Annotated in this window: 18 protein-coding genes; 9 read left to right on the top strand and 9 right to left on the bottom strand. The window is 75.0% G+C overall.

Annotated features, from left to right (window positions below):
• Window positions 1–330: 330 nt before the first annotated feature.
• Window positions 331–1,470 carry a CapA family protein gene (locus V1L54_RS21810; RefSeq protein WP_443076741.1) on the top strand — a complete coding sequence of 380 codons (1,140 nt, stop codon included), beginning with the start codon at window positions 331–333 and terminating at the stop codon, window positions 1,468–1,470.
• A gap of 60 nt (window positions 1,471–1,530) precedes the next feature.
• Here the strand turns inward: V1L54_RS21810 and V1L54_RS21805 are convergent, their stop codons facing one another.
• Both V1L54_RS21805 and V1L54_RS21800 read right to left on the bottom strand, forming a co-directional pair.
• Entirely contained in the window at window positions 1,531–2,403 is an 873-nt protein-coding gene (locus V1L54_RS21805; RefSeq protein WP_330119769.1) for an undecaprenyl-diphosphate phosphatase, read from the bottom strand.
• A 56-nt stretch (window positions 2,404–2,459) separates the two neighbouring features.
• Window positions 2,460–3,290, bottom strand: coding sequence for a TVP38/TMEM64 family protein (locus V1L54_RS21800; protein WP_330119768.1), 831 nt, complete (start codon window positions 3,288–3,290; stop codon window positions 2,460–2,462).
• Window positions 3,291–3,502: 212 nt separating this feature from the next.
• On the opposite strand from V1L54_RS21800, the gene V1L54_RS21795 reads away from it, so the two are divergent.
• Entirely contained in the window at window positions 3,503–4,387 is an 885-nt protein-coding gene (locus V1L54_RS21795; RefSeq protein ID WP_330119767.1) for a spermidine synthase, read from the top strand.
• Here V1L54_RS21795 and V1L54_RS21790 read toward each other — a convergent pair.
• The 3 genes from V1L54_RS21790 to V1L54_RS21780 form a co-directional block, all read right to left on the bottom strand.
• Window positions 4,327–5,712: an MFS transporter gene (locus V1L54_RS21790; protein ID WP_330119766.1), complete on the bottom strand. Its 1,386-nt coding sequence runs from the start codon at window positions 5,710–5,712 to the stop codon at window positions 4,327–4,329. The two genes, V1L54_RS21795 and V1L54_RS21790, sit on opposite strands and share 61 nt — an antisense overlap.
• Window positions 5,709–6,755, bottom strand: coding sequence for a DUF8017 domain-containing protein (locus V1L54_RS21785; RefSeq protein ID WP_330119765.1), 1,047 nt, complete (start codon window positions 6,753–6,755; stop codon window positions 5,709–5,711). The genes V1L54_RS21790 and V1L54_RS21785 overlap by 4 nt, the downstream gene beginning before the upstream one ends.
• Before the next feature lie 90 nt (window positions 6,756–6,845).
• Window positions 6,846–7,391, bottom strand: a complete 546-nt coding sequence (locus V1L54_RS21780; RefSeq protein WP_330119764.1) for a gamma carbonic anhydrase family protein — start codon at window positions 7,389–7,391, stop codon at window positions 6,846–6,848.
• 144 nt (window positions 7,392–7,535) lie between these two features.
• Between V1L54_RS21780 and V1L54_RS21775 the strand changes: the two genes are divergently transcribed.
• Window positions 7,536–8,351, top strand: a complete 816-nt coding sequence (locus V1L54_RS21775; protein WP_330119831.1) for an acyltransferase — start codon at window positions 7,536–7,538, stop codon at window positions 8,349–8,351.
• Between the two features lie 191 nt (window positions 8,352–8,542).
• Here V1L54_RS21775 and V1L54_RS21770 read toward each other — a convergent pair whose 3' ends face one another.
• Complete coding sequence (locus tag V1L54_RS21770) at window positions 8,543–9,403, bottom strand: EamA family transporter (protein ID WP_330119763.1); 861 nt, start codon at window positions 9,401–9,403, stop codon at window positions 8,543–8,545.
• A 143-nt stretch (window positions 9,404–9,546) separates the two neighbouring features.
• Between V1L54_RS21770 and V1L54_RS21765 the strand changes: the two genes are divergently transcribed.
• The 5 genes from V1L54_RS21765 (at window position 9,547) to V1L54_RS21745 (ending at window position 12,504) form a co-directional block, all read left to right on the top strand.
• A complete protein-coding gene (locus tag V1L54_RS21765) occupies window positions 9,547–10,131 on the top strand; it encodes a helix-turn-helix domain-containing protein (protein ID WP_330119762.1) in 585 nt (194 codons plus the stop codon).
• A gap of 89 nt (window positions 10,132–10,220) precedes the next feature.
• On the top strand, window positions 10,221–10,802 hold the full coding sequence (locus V1L54_RS21760) for a YbaK/EbsC family protein (RefSeq protein ID WP_330119761.1): 582 nt from the start codon (window positions 10,221–10,223) through the stop codon (window positions 10,800–10,802).
• A gap of 9 nt (window positions 10,803–10,811) precedes the next feature.
• Window positions 10,812–11,186, top strand: a complete 375-nt coding sequence (locus V1L54_RS21755) for a GvpU-like protein (RefSeq protein ID WP_330119760.1) — start codon at window positions 10,812–10,814, stop codon at window positions 11,184–11,186.
• Window positions 11,187–11,366: 180 nt separating this feature from the next.
• Window positions 11,367–11,798 (top strand): excalibur calcium-binding protein, encoded by a 432-nt coding sequence (locus tag V1L54_RS21750; protein WP_330119759.1) that lies wholly within the window; start codon window positions 11,367–11,369, stop codon window positions 11,796–11,798.
• On the top strand, window positions 11,740–12,504 hold the full coding sequence (locus V1L54_RS21745) for a class F sortase (protein ID WP_330119758.1): 765 nt from the start codon (window positions 11,740–11,742) through the stop codon (window positions 12,502–12,504). Before V1L54_RS21750 ends, V1L54_RS21745 begins: the two co-directional genes overlap by 59 nt.
• A gap of 25 nt (window positions 12,505–12,529) precedes the next feature.
• Here V1L54_RS21745 and V1L54_RS21740 read toward each other — a convergent pair whose 3' ends face one another.
• The 3 genes from V1L54_RS21740 to V1L54_RS21730 all read right to left on the bottom strand — a co-directional run bounded on the left by V1L54_RS21740 (window position 12,530) and on the right by V1L54_RS21730 (window position 15,891).
• On the bottom strand, window positions 12,530–13,918 hold the full coding sequence (locus tag V1L54_RS21740; RefSeq protein ID WP_330119757.1) for a hypothetical protein: 1,389 nt from the start codon (window positions 13,916–13,918) through the stop codon (window positions 12,530–12,532).
• Between the two features lie 126 nt (window positions 13,919–14,044).
• A complete protein-coding gene (locus tag V1L54_RS21735) occupies window positions 14,045–14,179 on the bottom strand; it encodes a hypothetical protein (RefSeq protein WP_330119756.1) in 135 nt (44 codons plus the stop codon).
• 209 nt (window positions 14,180–14,388) lie between these two features.
• Window positions 14,389–15,891 (bottom strand): SulP family inorganic anion transporter, encoded by a 1,503-nt coding sequence (locus V1L54_RS21730; protein ID WP_330119755.1) that lies wholly within the window; start codon window positions 15,889–15,891, stop codon window positions 14,389–14,391.
• 353 nt (window positions 15,892–16,244) lie between these two features.
• Here V1L54_RS21730 and V1L54_RS21725 point away from each other — a divergent pair, with 353 nt between their 5' ends.
• Window positions 16,245–16,628, top strand: coding sequence for a MerR family transcriptional regulator (locus V1L54_RS21725; protein WP_330119830.1), 384 nt, complete (start codon window positions 16,245–16,247; stop codon window positions 16,626–16,628).
• Window positions 16,629–16,691: the final 63 nt, after the last annotated feature.

Here is a 16,691-nt window from a genome sequence, read left to right as displayed (position 1 = left end):
CCCAGCCGGACGCCTCCCGCGCTGCCGTCGCGGGCCCGCCGCCGCACGCTGCGAGCAGGAACACGCCGGCCCCGGACAACCCGGCGGCGGGCAGCGCCGTCGAAACACGTACAGGAGGCAGCCATGAGGCACGGCCGGAGGGGATCAGCGGCACCGCCGCAGGGGGGACAGGGGGAGACGGTGGAGGACGGACGGACGGCGGGCCGCGCACGGGGCCGGCGAATACCGGCCGGGCGCATACGGACCGGGCACATACGGACCGGGCGGGCACCGGCCCCGCACGGCACCCGGCATCCGGCCGGCCCGGGACCCGGCCGGACCGCGCGGACACTGGCCGCGGCCCTGCTGGCACTCGGCGCGCTCACGGCGTGCACCGCCCGGAGCGGCCCGGAGCCGGGGGACACGGGGGAAGAGGGGGCGGGCACACCGCGAGCGGTGGCGGAACCGGCCGCCGGCGAGCCGCGCGAGGCGTTCACCGTCGTCGCGACCGGTGACATCATCCCGTACCCCTCGATCATCCGGCAGGCGCGGCTGGACGCGGGCGGCGACGGCCACGACTTCACCCGCATCCTGGCGGGTGTGAAGCCCGTCGTCGAGACCGCCGACGTGGCACTGTGCCACATGGAGACCCCCTACGGCGACGAGGACGGCCCCTTCACCGGCTATCCGCTGTTCCGCTCGCCGCCCGAGCTCGCCCGGGCGCTGCGCGCCACCGGCTACGACAGCTGCTCCACCGCCTCCAACCACAGCCTCGACGACGGCTTCGACGGGGTGCGCCGCACCCTCGACGCGCTGGACGCGGCGGGCGTACGGCACTCGGGCACGGCCCGCAGCGCGGCCGAGGCCGCCCGGCCGGCCCGGTTGGAGGCGGGCGGCGCCGAGATCGCCCACCTGTCCTACACCTACGGCACCAACGGCATACCGCTGCCCGAGGACCGGCCGTGGGCGGTCGGCATGCTGGAGGCGGACAAAGTGATCGCCGACGCCCGCGCCGCCCGCCGCGCGGGGGCCGACGTCGTCCTGGTCAGCGTGCACTGGGGCACCGAGTGGCAGCAGGCCCCGGACGCGGAGCAGAACAGGCTCGCGAAGGAGCTGACCGCCGCGCGCACCGGCGGCCGCAAGGACATCGACCTGGTGATCGGCACCCACAACCACGTACCGCAGCCGTACGAGAAGGTGAACGGCACCTGGGTCGTCTACGGGCTGGGGGACCAGGTCGCCAGCTTCGTCCCGGCGGACAAGCGCAGCGGCAACGAGGGCTCCATGGCCCGCTTCACCTTCACCCCGCAGCCCGCCGGCGGGGGCTGGGCCGTCACCCGGGCCGAGTTCCTGGTGGGCCACTCCGACATGGGGCCGCCCTTCCGGGTGGTACGCGCCACCGAACGGAACTTCCCCGAGGTGCACCGGCGGGTGCGCGAGGCGGTGCTGAGCAGGGGCGCCGCCGAGGACGGTCTCACCGAGGGCCGCTGACGCGGGACACGGCACGGGAGTCCGGGGGAGCCGCCCGGCCGGCGGCTCCCCCGGGACGGTTCAGTGCGCGACCTCGCCCGCGTGCGGGGAGACCGCCCCGGCCGCGATGAGCCCGAAGATCAGCAGGCCCAGCAGTATGCGGTAGACCACGAACGGCATGAAACTCCTGGTGGAGATGAACTTCATGAACCAGGCGATGACCGCGTAGGCCACGAAGAAGGCCAGCACGGTCGCGAAGACCGTCGGTCCCCAGGAGACGTGGCCCTCGCCGATCTCCGTCAGCTCGAACAGGCCGGAGGCCAGCACCGCGGGGATGGCCAGCAGGAAGGAGTAGCGGGCGGCGGCCTCCCGGCTGTAGTTCATGAACAGCCCGCCGCTGATCGTCGCGCCGGACCGGGAGACCCCCGGGATCAGGGCCATCGCCTGGGCCATGCCGTACAGCAGGCCGTCGCGCACGGTCAGGTGCTCCAGCGTCTTGCGCTCCCGCGCGGCGCGGTGCCGCCCGCCGGCCGTGTCGCGCGCCGCGAGCCGGTCGGCGACGCCCAGCACGACGCCCAGCACGATCAGCGTCGTGGCGATCAGCCGCAGATCACGGAAGGGGCCCTCGATCTGGTCCTTCAGCGTCAGTCCGAGGACGCCGATCGGGATCGAGCCGACGACGACCAGCCAGCCCAGTTTCGCGTCGTGCTCCTGCCGCGCCCGGCGGTCGTACAGCGAGCGGAACCAGGCGGAGGTGATCCGCGCGATGTCCTTGCGGAAGTAGATCAGCACCGCGGTCTCGGTGCCGATCTGGGTCACCGCGGTGAAGGCCGCGCCGGGGTCCTCCCACCCCGCGAAGACCGCGGTCAGCCGCAGATGGGCGCTGGAGGAGATGGGGAGGAACTCGGTCAGCCCCTGGACGAGCCCGAGGATGAACGCTTCGAACCAAGACATGACTGGGGTGTGCTCGTCCCTGTGTTGTTGTGATCATCGGTCAGGTCGGGCAGATGCTATGACCGGTGCGGGAAGGCGGGGGAAACAGCAGGCGAACACAGGGCCCCGGTGTGTACCGGAGCGGTGACCGTTCCGGCGCGCCCGGGCTGTCCGGGCGCCACCGCCGGCTCCGGCTCCACCTCCACGGCCGTCCCCCGCAGCCGCGCGCGTCTGCGCCAGGCGACGGCCGCCGCGGCCAGGCCGGGGACCGCTATGAAGGCCGTCGCCGCCAGGAAGACCGGCGAGGTGGGTGTCGCGGCCTGGCTGCCCGCGACGGCGTACGCGGCGGTGTTGGGCACACAGCCCAGCGCGGTGGCCGCCAGGAAGGCGGACCAGCGCATCCGGGAGACGGCGGCGCCGTAGTTGGAGACGGCGAACGGCATCCCGGGCAGCACCCGCACCACCAGCATCGCCCGGAAACCATGGCGGCTGAGCTGCCGGTCCCCGGCCTCCAGCCAGCGTCCGCGCAGCAGCGGACGCAGCGCCTCCTGCCCCAGCAGCCGCCCCAGTCCGAAGGAGATCCCGGCCCCCAGCACCGTCCCGGCCACCGCCGCGGCCGTGCCCAGGGAGGCGCCGAAGAGCGCGCCCGCCGCCAGGTTCAGCACCGGACGCGGCAGGAGCGCCGCCGTGCACAGCCCGTACGCCGCGGCGAACAGCACCACCGCGGCACCGCCGGAGAGCCGGGGGCGCCAGCCCTCGGTGAGCAGCCGCTGCGGCTCGCAGACGGCCACCGCGGTGGCGGCCGCCGCCAGCAGCAGGACGAGCAGGCACAGACGGGACCAGGGGGAGAACAGCAGCGCGGCACACCGGGCGGCGGGGCCGACGGACTGTGGAATGGGGACGGGCACCGGTGGAGCGTAACCGACGAAAACGGCCCGTGTCCGGCGCCGCGGGCCGCGCGGAATTCCACGGCACCGCCGTCACCAGGGAGAACGACCGGAGAGACGGGTCCGGAAAACCGTCCGGCGGCCCTCACCGTGTCCGGTGACCGCCCGGGTGCCCTCCGGTCTGCCGCCCCCCCGCCCGGTCCCGTACCCGCCCGCCCCCGCACAATGGGCGCATGACCGAGCCGGCGGAGGAGTCGCTGCCCGTGGTCCGCGCCGTGGACCAGGGCACCGCCCGGCTGCTCCCCGACGTGGACCGCCGCCGGGCCTGGCTGCTCACCGTCGACGACGCGCCCCAGTCGTACGTGGACCTCGACGACCCGACGCACCTGGAGTTCGAGTACGTGCGCCGCATCGCCCACGTCCTGGACCGTGCCGCGGCCCCCGGAACCCCGCTGGACGTCCTCCATCTGGGCGGCGGGGGCCTGACCCTGCCCCGCTATCTGGCCGCCACCCGCCCCGGCTCCCGGCAGCGGGTGGTGGAAGCCGACCGGGCACTGCTCGCGCTGGTCGCCGAGCACCTGCCGCTGCCGGTGGCCGAAGGGGGCGGCGGGCTCGGCGGGCTCGGCGGGATCACAGTGCGGGCCCAGGACGCCCGCGCCGCCCTGCGGGACCGGCCGCCGGGCTCGCTGGACGTGCTGGTGGCCGACGTCTTCGGCGGCTCCCGCGTCCCGGCGCACCTGACGACCCTGTCCTGCGCGCGGGAGGCCGCCCGGACGCTGCGCCCCGGGGGGATCTACACCGCCAACCTCGCCGACGCCGCGCCCTTCGCCTTCCTCCGCTCCCAGCTGGCCACCCTCGCGGCGGTCTTCGACCGGCTGTGCCTGATCGCCGAGCCCGCCGTGCTGCGCGGCCGCCGCTTCGGCAACGCCGTGCTGGTCGCCTCCCGGGCCGAGCTGCCGCTGGCCGAACTGGCGAGGGCGGTGGCCGGCGACCCGTTCCCGGCCCGGGTGGTGCACGGCGGGGAACTGGCGCGGATCACCGGGGACGCCCGCCCGGTTCAGGAGACCGACGCGGAACCCTCGCCGCTGCCGCCGGGCGGCGCCTTCACGGTCGGCTGAGGCCCGGCCGCCTCCGGCGGCCCCGCCGCACCGGGCACCCCGGTGGCCGCCGCCGTCCCGGCCGTCGCCGCCGCGCCGGAGACCGCCGCTTCCCCGGCCGCGGCCGGGGAAGCGGAGCCGTCGCGCCGGACCAGGTGCCGTACGTCCGGTACGCACAGCACCGCGGCGGTCAGCAGCAGCACCAGGGCCGAGCAGCCCCACAGCGCCGCGGACCGGCCCACCGCCGCCTCCACCGGCCCGGCCGCGGCGGTGGCCACCGGCACCAGCGCCACGGAGCCCAGCCAGTCGTAGGCCGACACCCGGGAGAACTTCTCCTCCGGCACCTCCTGGTGCAGTGCCAGCATCCAGGTCACCCCGAACACCTCCAGGGCCACCCCGGTGGCGAACATCACCGCGGCCAGCCACCCGGCGGACAGCGGTACCGCCAGTGCCGCCGAGGGCAGCGCCAGCGGGAAGACGCACAGCGCGCCGGTGAGCAGGATGCGGCGCGGCCGCCAGCGGGTCATCAGCAGCCCGCCGAGCACCGTGCCCGCGCCGAAGGCGGCCAGCGCCAGACCCCAGGGCCGGGCGCCGCCCAGGTGCTCGGCGGCCACCTGCGGTCCGTACACCGCCTCGGCCGCCGCGACCACCGCGTTGACGACGGAGAACTGCGCCACCACCGCCCACAGCCACGGCCGTCCCGCCACCTCGCGCCAGCCGTCCCGCAGATCGCCGAGCAGCCCGCCGCCCGCCTGGCGCTCGGGCATCCCGCGCAGGTCGAGGAAGGCGCGCAGCGCGCCCGCCACCGCGAAGGCGGCGGCGTCCACGGCCAGCACCCAGCCGGGGCCGACGGCGGCGATCAGTGCGCCGCCCAGGGCCGCGCCGCCAATGGCGGCGCCGTTGACCCCCATCCGGAACACCGCGAAGGCGCGCCCGGCCTGCCGGCCGTCGACACTGGCGAGCACCATGCCCTCGGCGGCCGGGGCGAAGAAGGCGTGCCCGGTGCCGCCGAGCGCGGACAGCACCGCCATCTGCCACAGCCGCGCGTCCCCGGAGAGCACCAGCGCCGCGAAGACGCCCTGGGAGACGCAGTTGAGCGCGTTGGCCGCCACCATCACCCGGTGGCGCGGCAACCGGTCCGCCACGGCTCCGCCGACCAGCAGGAAGACCACCAGCGGTACGGTGCGGGCCGCGGCCACCAGTCCCACGTCGGTGCCGTCGCCGCCCAGCGCGAGCACGGCGAACGCCGCCGCGATCAGCGCACCGGAGTTGCCCAGGCCGGTGACCACGGCGGCGGCCGTCAGCAGGGTGTAGTTGCGGCCGGCCCAGGCGGGGCGGGCGGTCACTCCTCCTCGGCGTACGGGCGCAGACTGGCGGTCATCTTGTCGATGACGGCCTGCGGGACCTCGTCCTCGACCCCGGCGTCACTGACGAGCACCCAGATCCGCAGGTCGTTGGTGCCGTCGATCCAGGACAGGGCCACGGCCTTGCCGTCGGAGTCACACTTGTTGCCCTTCTTCACCCCGGTGGCCGTGGCGGAGGCGATGTGACCCTTGATGCCGTGCGCGTTGGAGAACGGCTTCGCCTTGGTCAGCCTGACGGTGTCCTTCTGCTCGCCGTAGGCGGAGTAGACGAAGTTCTCCGCGGCGAGCTCCGCACCCTCGACGGTGTCGCGGGAGCCCTGGCCGCCCTTGCTGCCGACGACGGACCGGGTGTACTCGCTGTTCCCGGACGTGCACCAGCCCTCCTTGTACACGGCCGGGGCGCTGAAGGCGACCAGCGGGCCGGAGAAGGGGTCGTCCTTGTCCTTCTGCCCGTAACCGATGATCGTGTCCTCCGACCGCACCTTCCAGTCGGGCGGTACGTCGAAGGCGCTGTGGTGCTTGGCGTTGGTGACCACCTGCCAGCCGGGGACCACCGGATCGGGCTTCTCCGGGGCGAGACCGTCGCGCGGGTTGCTCGGGTCGTCCTCCCGCTTCTCCGGCTCCTCGCTCGGCGCCGCGCTGTCCCCGGTGGAGGGCTCCGCGCTCGGTGACGCGGCCCTGTCGCCGCCCTTGGCGGTCTTCTCCCCGCCGTCGTCCCGCAGGACGAGGACCCCGGTGACCACGGCCGCGGCGATCACCGCGACGGCCACGACGACGGCGATCGCCGCGGTCCTGCCGCCCTTTCCGCCGCCCCGCGGCGGCTGCGGGGCACCGGGCCCGCCGGGCTGCCCCCACGGCCCGCCGGGCTGTGCCTGGTACGGGTTCGGCGCCTGGTACCCGGGCGCCTGGTACGGGTTGGGCGCCTGGTACCCGGGCGTCCGGTACGGGTTGGGCTGCTGCGGGCCCTGCTGGTTCCGCGGATCGTGCGGGTTCTGCTCGCCCCCGGGCTGCTGTCCTGGCCACATGGCCAGAACCTTAGAGGTGCCCCGCGGGCGCGGCCACGGCCGCCCCCGCTTCGGTACGGAGCCGGTACACGCCGGAGCCGCCCACTCCTTTCACTCCTTGCCGGGCACGTCGGTGAGCGTCTCACGGTGCGTGCCGGCCAGGTCCCGGTACATGGCCGCGTTCACCCTGATGCCCTCCCGCTCCTCGGTGGTCAGCTCGCGCCTGATCCGGGCGGGCACCCCGGCCACCAGGGAACCGGGCGGGATCACCATGCCCTGCGGCACCAGCGTGTGCGCCGCGATCAGCGAACCGGTGCCGATCCGGGCGCCGTTCAGCACGGTCGCGCCCATCCCGACCAGCACCTCGTCCTCGACCGCGCAGCCGTGCAGCACCGCGTTGTGCCCCACCGAGACCCGCTCGCCCACCACGGCCGGGAAGCCCGGGTCGGCGTGCACGGTGCAGTTGTCCTGGATGTTGCTGTCCGGGCCGACGGTGATCGCGTCGCAGTCGCCGCGCAGCACCGCGTTGTACCAGACGCTCGCGCCCGCGCCCAGCGACACCTCCCCGACCACCACGGCCGTCGCGGCCAGGTACGCCTCCGGGTGCACCACCGGTTCCCTGCCGCCCACGCCCGCGACCGTCGCCTGCCGTTCCATCAGATCTCTCCCGTTCCCTCGGTCCGCTCCGTGTCCCGGTACCCGTACCCGTGCGTCCGTGCCGCGGACGGGCGGGTGGGGCAAGGATCACAGCACACTCCGCGGTGCGCCGCACGCCGGGGCGTCTACGGTGAGCGGGTGGCCATGCGCAGGAACGTGTCCCCGTCCCCCCTGTCCGGGCTGCCCGCCCGGCTGCTGTCCCGCGCCGTGCACGCGCTGTGGCGCCGGGCGCAGCGGGCCGGTGCCGTCACGGCCGCCCGCCCCGGCCCGTACGCCTTCCGCCACATCGGTACCGGCACCCGGCTGGCCTTTCCGCAGGGCACGCTGTTCGGCACCCGGTGGATCGAGCTGGGCGACCACTGCGTCATCGGCGCCGAGGTGACGCTGACCGCCGGAATGATGCCGGACCTCGACCTCGGCCCGGAGGCGGTCCTGCGGCTGGGCGACGGGGTGGTCCTCGGCCGCGGCAGCCACGTGGTCGCGGACACCGCCCGGGCGGGCGTGACCATCGGGAACGACGTGTTCTGCGGCCCGTACGTCTACATCACCTCCACCAACCACTCCTACGACGACCCCCACCGGCCGGTCGGCAGGCAGTGGCCGCGCTCGGCGCCCGTGGAGATCGGCGCGGGCAGCTGGCTGGGCACGGGAGCGGTGGTGCTGCCGGGGGCACGGCTGGGCCGGAACACGGTGGTGGCGGCCGGGGCGGTCGTCCGCGGCGAGGTGCCCGACCACGCCGTGGTCGCGGGCGCGCCCGCGCGGGTCGTACGGCGCTGGGACCCCGAGGACGGCTGGTGCCCTCCGCTGCGCACCCCGCCGCCCGTACCGGTCCCCGAGGGCGTCACGTCCGAGCAGCTGCTCGCGCTGGCGGGACCGGACGCGCCGGGGCCCGCGGCGGGCGGACCGGCCGCGGCGGCCGACGGCCGGCCGTCTCCGGTCGCGGGCCGGGAAACGGGGTAGCCGGAGAACGACGGGGAACGACGGAAACGACGGAGGAGGTGCGTGGGACCGTGGACAACCGGAATCTCCGGCTGCTGCTGCTCATCGCCGTCGCCCTGCACGGCCTGGCACTGGCCCTGTACGTCGCGCGCCGTCACTGGGGACTGTTCTAGCGGCCCCGGCCCGGTCCCCGGCCGGGCTCCGGAACCGGGTCAGCCGGAGACCAGCAGCAGGGTGCCCGCCAATGCCAGGGCGGCGCCCGCCGTCTGCACCCGGAGCAGCCGTTCGCGCAGCACACCTCGGGCGGCCAGCGCGGTCACCACGGGGTAGAGGGAGGCGAGCACGGCGGCGACGGTGACCGGGCCGGCTCCGGCGGCCAGCGCGTAGGTGCCGTTGGCGGCGACGTCGGCCAGCCCGACGAAGGCGAGCGCGGGCAGCGCGGCGGTCACCGCCGCGCCGCCCTCCGGGGGCAGCGCCGCGCCGCCGCGCCGCACCGAGACGTACAGCGCCGCGCCGCCGACCGCGATGTTGCACACCCGCTGGACGAACAGGGCGAGGTACAGCCCGGTGACGGTGGTGGAGGCCTCCGCGATCAGTGCCAGCACCGCGCCGAAGCCGACCGCCGCCACCAGGGTGAGCGCCAGGGTCCGCCGCTGCACCGGAGCCCCCTTCAGCTGCGGTCCGCCCGCCAGCACCACCCCGGCGGTGGCGACGGCCATGCCCGCGTACTGCGCCGCGCCGGGCCGTTCGCCGAGCACCAGCCCGGCCCCGAGGGGCACGACGACCGCCAGCGCGGCGAGCGGGGAGACCACGCCCATCGGCCCCAGGGCCAGGGCGCGGTAGAAGCAGAGCATCGCGGCCGGGCCCACCACCCCGGCCGCGACGGCGAACCACAGCCGGGCTCCGGCCTCGCTCCAGGCACCGGTCGCCACGACCACCGCCCCCAGCGCGACCGCCGCGAGCGTCTGGGAGACGACCACCACGGTCAGGGCGGGGATGCGCCGGGTCAGCAGTCCGCCGCCGAAGTCGGCCAGCCCCCACAGCAGACTGGTGGTCAGGGCGAACGCGATCATGGAGAGACCTCTCGGTACAGTGTCATGGACTTTCCGGTGCAGTACACCGTAGTCCATTCCAATGTACTGAGTCATCTTGAATAATGCACCAAGTGGTCCGGGCGGTGCCCGCGGGACTCCGGGCCCCGAGACGGGAGGCATGTGTGACGGACCTCGACCAGCTCAGCCAGTCACTCGCCCGCAACCTCAAGCGGCTGCGCACCGAGCGCGGCTTCACCCTGGACGCCCTGGCGGCCCGGGCCGGTGTCAGCCGCGGGATGCTCATCCAGATCGAGCAGGCCCGCACCAACCCCAGCCTCGGCACGGTGGTCAAGGTCGCGGACGCGCTCGGTGTGAGCCTGACCGGGCTGCTGGACTTCGACCGGGAACCGGCGGTGAAGCTGGTCACCGCCGACCGGATGGCGCGGCTGTGGTCCACCGCGGCGGGCAGCCACAGCATCCTGGTGGCCGGGGCGGAGGCGCCCGGTCCGCTGGAACTGTGGACCTGGCGGCTGATGCCGGGGGAGGGCAGTGCCTCCGACCCCCACCCCGCCGGGACCACCGAACTGGTCCATGTCACCGCCGGAGTGCTCATCCTCACCGTCGACGGCGTCGACCACGAGGTGCCCACCGGGGCCTCCGCGGCCTTCGAGTCGAACGTCCCGCACGGCTACCGCAACGACGGCGGCGAGCCCGTGGAGATGACGATGGCGGTCTCGGTGCCCCCGGCTCCGCGGGCGCCGCGCTGAACCGCGCCGGACCGACCGGACCGCGCCGGGGCCCGCCGCACCGGACCGGTCCCGTGCCGCCGCGGCCGGCGGCCGCTAACGTGTCCGCCATGCGCGCGCCCATCGGAGACTTCACCGCCGCCTGGCCGGTCGCGGAGAAGCTCGGCCTGCTCGCCCCGCCGGTCGCCGCCGCCCTGCGCGGGCCCGTGTCCGCGGAGGGCGTCGTCTATGTCGACAGCGACCCGGAGGACGCCGACACCGTCCGCTTCGGCGAGGTCCACGGCATCCCGCCCGAGCAGTCCGCCAACTGCGTGGTCGTCGCGGGCCGCCGGGGCCCGGAGACCACCCTCGCCGCCTGCGTCGTCCTCGCCCACACCCGCGCCGACGTCAACCGCCTGGTCCGCCGTGAACTGGGAGCCCGCAAGGCGTCCTTCGCGCCGGTGGAGACCGCGGTCGAGGCCTCGGGCATGGAGTACGGCGGCATCACCCCGGTCGGCCTGCCCGGAAACTGGCCGCTGCTGGTCGACGCGGCCGCCGCCGGCACCCCGTACGTCGTCGTGGGCAGCGGCCGGCGCCGGGGCAAGCTGCTGGTGCCCGGCGGGCTCCTCGCCCGGCTCCCCGGAGCCCGGGTGCTGGAGGGACTGGGGCTCCCGGCGGACCGGAGCGGCCACCCGCCCCCCGGCGGGCGCTAGTCTGCCCGCATGTCGAACCACGATGACCTGCTCGCCGACATCGCCGAGAAGGTGGAGTCCGAGCGGAGCAACCAGATGCCCCTCACCGTGGTGGTGCCCGGCGCCGTGATCACCGGCAGGCTGGCACCCGAGGCCGTCTGGAGGGAACGAGTCGCCGAGGTACTGAGGGACTCCGAGCAGCTCAAGCCGTTCGCCGAACTGTTCGCCACCACCGGGGCGGAACCCCGGCGCGCGGGGGGCGGCCGTCCCACCCACCTGCACCTGCACGTGGCACGCATCCTCCAGGGGAGCTACGGCCTCCCCGACACCGGGGGGATGTACCGCGTCGCCATCGACCAGGTGTGCGGCTGGACTCTGGGAGAACTCAGCTACTCGGACGCCTAGCACTGTTCCGCATCCCCGCCCCGCCCGGTTCACGCGGTGTCCGTCCGCCGTGAACCGGGCGGAGCGGTGTCACCCGAATGGCGGTGGCCAGGTGGCCGCTCCCGCGGTGGGAGCCGACCGTGGCAGTCGGGTGGTGTCTTCCACCACCCGGTCGGCAGAACACCGATGCGGGAGGATCCCATGCGACTGCGTACCGCCGCCGCGGCATGCGCCCTGGCGGCGCTGACCTTGCCGCCCATGGCCGGGACCGCGTGGTCCCAGCCCGATCTGGACTGCGCGGACTTCGAGTCCCGGGAGGCGGCCCAGCGCGTCCTCGACGGACAGGACGGCGATCCGTACGGCCTGGACGCCGACGACGACGGGCGCGCCTGCGAGGCACTGCCCTCCGAGGGCGGCGACCGGGGCGAGATCGGTGACGCGCTCACGCCCGAGGACAGGGACGGCGGGGCCGGGACCCCGGGCGGGTCCGTCGATGCCGGAGGCGGCGGCACGGCCCCCGGCGACATCGCGCCCGCGCTCTCCGTGGCGGCCGCCCTCGGCCTGGCCGCGGGCGGTGCGGTGCTGGTCCGCCGGCGCCGTACGGCAGCCGGCTCCGTGGACCGGGGAGCCTGAGATCCTCCGGCCCACGGGACGGCACCGCCGGCCGCCCCGGTGGGGCGGTGATCTCCGCGCGGCGGCCAGGGCCGCGGGCACCACCGCCGTCTGCGCACTGGCGCTGACCCTGCCCGGCTGCGGGGACGCCCCGGACTCCGTCCGCGCGGCCGGTACCCGGCCGGAGGCGGACCGGCTCCCCGACCGGCCCCCGGACCGGGCTCCGGAGAAGGGGACGAACCGGCCCGGACCGGCGCCGGAGGCAGCCGTTCCGGTACGTGTCCGCGTCCCGGCCATCGGCGTGGCGGCACCCGTCGGACCCCTGGCGACCGGGTCGGACGGAACCCTGCCGCCACCGGAGAGCCCCGGTGCCGCCGGCTGGTGGCGGGACGGCCCCGAACCGGGCGAACCGGGCCCCGCGGTCCTGGTCGGCCACTACGACTCCGCCACCGGCCCGGCCGTCTTCCACCGCCTCGCCGAACTGCGGCCCGGCGACCGGGTCGCCGTCGATCGCGCCGACGGCACCGCGGTCTCGTTCACCGTGCGCGGTGTGGCCGCCCACCGGCGGGACGCCTTCCCCACCGACCGGGTCTACGGCGGCACCGGCGGCCGTCCGGCTCTCCGGCTGATCACCTGCGCGGGCCGGTACGACCGGGCCGCGGGCCGCTACACCGAGAACCTGGTCGTCCTCGCGACGGCGGCACCGCCGGACGGGTCGCGCGGGTGATCAGCCGGACGGCCGCGCACGGGCGTCACCCGGCGGACGAGGCCCGGGAGTTCAGCGCCTCCAGCCGTTGCCGCGCGACGGGCACGTGGCGCGGGTCGAGCGCGGGAAGCCGGCCCAGCAGGTCCAGCAGCTCCGGCCCCAGCTCCCGGGCGGCGTCCGGGTCGGTGACATGGTGCCAGCAGTAGTGGGCGCCCTGCGCCGCGGCGAGCAGCTCGGGGGCGTCGAAGGACTGGTGGGCCAGCCGGGAGCGGGCGGCGGCGATCCACAGCCGGGTGGCCTGCGGGTAGTTCTCGGCGATCCGGGCCAGATCGGCGCGGATCTCCGCCCAGTGGACGGCCTCCGCGGAGTTCGGCCCGTGGCGGCGCATCGCGTGCTGCTCCCAGGCGGCGGCCATGGCCGCCGCCTCGTTGTGCCGCCCGGCCTGCGCGGCCTCCCAGATCACCGGACGGGGATCGGCCTCGACGGGGAGCTGCCGCGGCACTGCGGGGAGCGCGGCGGCCGGTGCCTGCGCGGGCGCCGGGGCCGGCGGCCCCGCGGGAGCGGCCGGAGCGGTCGTGGCCGGTGGGACCACCGGGGCCGTTGCGGGCCGCGGCGGCGTTCCGGGTGGCTCGGGAGCGCCCGGGGCCGCTGCGGCGGCGGGCGAGGACCGGCCCGCCGCCCGCCGCCGCTGGACCTGGGCGAGCAGGCCCCGGACGTCGGTCCGGGGCTCGTCGGTCCCGGACAGGGCGTCGAGCTGCCCGGTCCGGGGCAGGACCAGGGTGCCGGGCGGCAGAGCGGCGGCGGACACCGCGGCCGAGTGCAGCAGGCTGTTGCCGGGCCGCCCGGCCTCCTGGCGCAACTGCTCGACCAGCTGCCGGGTGTAGGGGCTGACGCCCTCGGTGCCCGCCAGGCCGGGCGGTACGACGACCCCGCACAGCGGCAGCTGCTCGCAGACGGCGTCGGGCCGCTCCTGCAACCGGGCCCAGGCGTGCCGGTCGGCGGCGAGGTCGGCGAACACCACGGTGGTACCCGCCGGGCGGGTGCGCAGCTCGTTGCGGAGCCAGGACCACGGCAGCGCGCTGTAGCGGACGGTCCCCGGCGTGGTGCCGGTCAGGGCCAGGTGCAGCTCACGCCGGCGGCGGTCGGCGGTGAGCCGCCCGGAGAGGTACAGCAGGACCGGCCCGGACGCCGTGACGGCGGCCCGCAGCCGCAGCAGGACCGAGTTGGGGTCGTGGACGCCGTCGAGATGCACCAGGTCGGTGGGGAGGGAGCTGTCCAGCAGCACCGGGGTGGGAACGGTGGCCAGGACCGCCAGGTTCGCGCTGGGGGTGATCTGCGGGCGCCGCCGGTGCACGGCGCGGTCCCCGGCGACCAGGAGGACGTGTCCGCGCCGCTGATACTGACTTCCGTGTGTCTGCGCCCCGTTGGCATGCATGGATGCACCGTACGCCGGAACCGGGCGGTGTTCTCCGCCGGGCCGCGGATACCGGGGCGAGTGGCACGGACGGATGTCCGCAGGGGCAGGTTCCGGGTCTGTCTCCCGCGGCCGTGCGGCCTCGTGTCACGCGTTTCTCCGGCTCTGGCCGGTGAGGCGCCGCAGCAGCCAGGAGGTGCCGTTCAGCCCCCAGATGAGGAGCGCCAGGGCGAGGACGGGCGCGATCGTCAGGCCGATGATGAGGAAGACGCTCTCCGACATGGTGATCCTCCTGGTCGGGCGGGGAGAACATCCGGCCGGGGCCGGCCGGATGCTCCACCGTTGCCCCGTCCGGCGCCGGACACTCCTGCCCGGCCGGTCACGCGCCGGACGGCACCGCCCGGCAGGCCGACGTCTCCGGCCGGGACAGCCGAGGTGCCGGCCGGCGGGAGAGGCGGGCCCCCGGGCGATGCCCTGGCCGATCCTCACGGTCAGTGGGTGTCGGCGAGTTGTCCGGCGAGTTTGCCGTGCATGGCGGCGCTGGGCTGGTTGAGGCCGATGATGGTGACCTTCTTGCCGCGGGCGGTGTACTTGGTCTCGACGGCGTCCAGGGCGGCGACGGAGGAGGCGTCCCAGATGTGGGCGTCGGTCAGGTCGATGACGACGTCGTCGGGGTCGCCGGCGTAGTCGAACTGGTAGACCAGGTCGTTGGAGGAGGCGAAGAACAGCTCGCCGGTGACGGCGTAGACGACGCTGGTGCCGTCGGGGTCGGTGACGGCGGTGACGTCGACCAGGTGGGCGACGCGGCGGGCGAAGGCGACCGTGGCGGTGAGGACGCCGGTGATGACGCCGATGGCGAGGTTGTGGGTGGCCACGACCACGGCGACGGTGACGGTCATGACGACGGTTTCGCTGACGGGCATCCGCTTGAGGGTCTTCGGGTGGACGGAGTGCCAGTCGAAGGTGGCGAAGGAGACCAGGATCATCACCGCGACCAGGGCGGCCATGGGGATGGTGGAGACCACGGGGCCGAGGGTGACGACCAGGACGAGCAGGAAGACGCCGGCCAGGAAGGTGGAGGCGCGGGTGCGTGCACCGGCGGTCTTGACGTTGATCATGGTCTGGCCGATCATCGCGCAGCCGCCCATGCCGCCGAACAGGCCGGTGACGACGTTGGCGACGCCCTGGCCGATGGACTCGCGGGTCTTGTTGGAGTGGGTGTCGGTGATGTCGTCCACCAGCTTGGCCGTCATCAGCGACTCCATCAGCCCCACCAGGGCCAGGGCGAGGGCGTAGGGGGCGATGGTGGTCAGGGTGTCCACCGTGAAGGGCACGTCGGGCAGGCCGGGGGTGGGCAGGGCGGAGGGGAGGTCGCCCTTGTCGCCGACGGTGGGCACCGCGATCCCGGCGGCCACCGTGATCACGGTGAGGATGACGATGGAGACCAGCGGGGCGGGCACCACCGTGGTGACCTTGGGGAAGAGCACCATCAGGGCCAGGCCGCCGAGCATGAGCGGGTAGACGGCCCAGGGGACGTCGGTGAACTCGGGTACCTGGGCGAGGAAGATCAGGATGGCGAGGGCGTTGACGAAGCCGACCATCACCGAGCGCGGGACGAAGCGCATCAGTTTGGCCACGCCCAGCGCGCCGAGGGCGATCTGCATCAGACCGCCGAGGATGACGGCGGCGATCAGGTGGCCCAGGCCGTACTCGTGGTTGAGCGGGGCGATGACCAGGGCGATGGCACCGGTGGCGGCGGAGATCATCGCGGAGCGGCCGCCGACGACGGAGATGACCACGGCCATGGTGAAGGAGGCGAACAGGCCGACGGCCGGGTCGACTCCGGCGATGATGGAGAAGGAGATCGCCTCGGGGATCAGGGCCAGGGCGACGACCAGGCCGGCCAGCACCTCGGTGCGGAAGACCTTCGCCGAGGACAGCCAGTCGGGGCGGGGCAGGCGCAGCCGCAGGGCTGCGGAGGTGTCAGCGGACATGCATCCGTTTCTGTTCGGGCGCGCGGGCGTCAGGCGTGCGCGGCTCTGTGGTGGGAGCGGAAAGGACCGGTCGGCCGCGGCCGTCGCCGGTGACGGGGGCGCAACCGGGGATCGGCGGATGTGGGGGGCCGCCGGTCGGGCATCATTGCCCGGCGAGGTTCGGGAGGGCGGTGTTCCGCCCGTGAACAAAACCCTACCCTGACGTGAGGGACGGTTTCGACCGCCGCCCTGTAAATCGCAGGTGAATCCCGGGTGGGATCTTGTGATTCATCTCACGCGGTAGGGTTGGAGTTTACGAATCCGAAAAGTGTTCGGACAGCGGAGAGGACGCGGCAGTGACGGAGGAGCAGCGGATGCAGATCGGCGAGGTGGCCGAGCGGACCGGTCTGTCGCTGCGCACCATCCGGCACTACGAGGAGGTCGGGCTCGTCATCCCTTCCGCCCGCACCAAGGGCGGCTTCCGGCTCTACACCGCCGCCGACGTCGACCGCCTGATGGTCATCCGCCGGATGAAACCGCTGGACTTCTCCCTGGAGGAGATGCGGGACCTGCTGGCCATCACCGACCGGCTCTCGGCCGCCGCCCCCCTCCCGGACGCCGAGCGCGAGCGGCTGCGGGAGCGCCTGGAGACCTACCGCAAGATCACCGACGCCCGCTGCGAGACCCTGCGCGCCCGCCTGATGGCCGCCGAGGACTTCGCCGCCACCCTCCGCCGCAAACTGGATTCCCAGGGCTGAGTGGGGGGTTCGGGCGCCCGCCGTCCGCGCGGCGCGGCGCGGGGACACGGCCAGCCCCCGGTC

This window comes from Streptomyces rubellus (genome assembly GCF_036323805.1).
GTDB lineage: Bacteria > Actinomycetota > Actinomycetes > Streptomycetales > Streptomycetaceae > Streptomyces.
The sequence above is the reverse complement of the archived record's forward strand: the minus strand, read 5'-3'. Positions and strand labels throughout refer to the sequence as shown.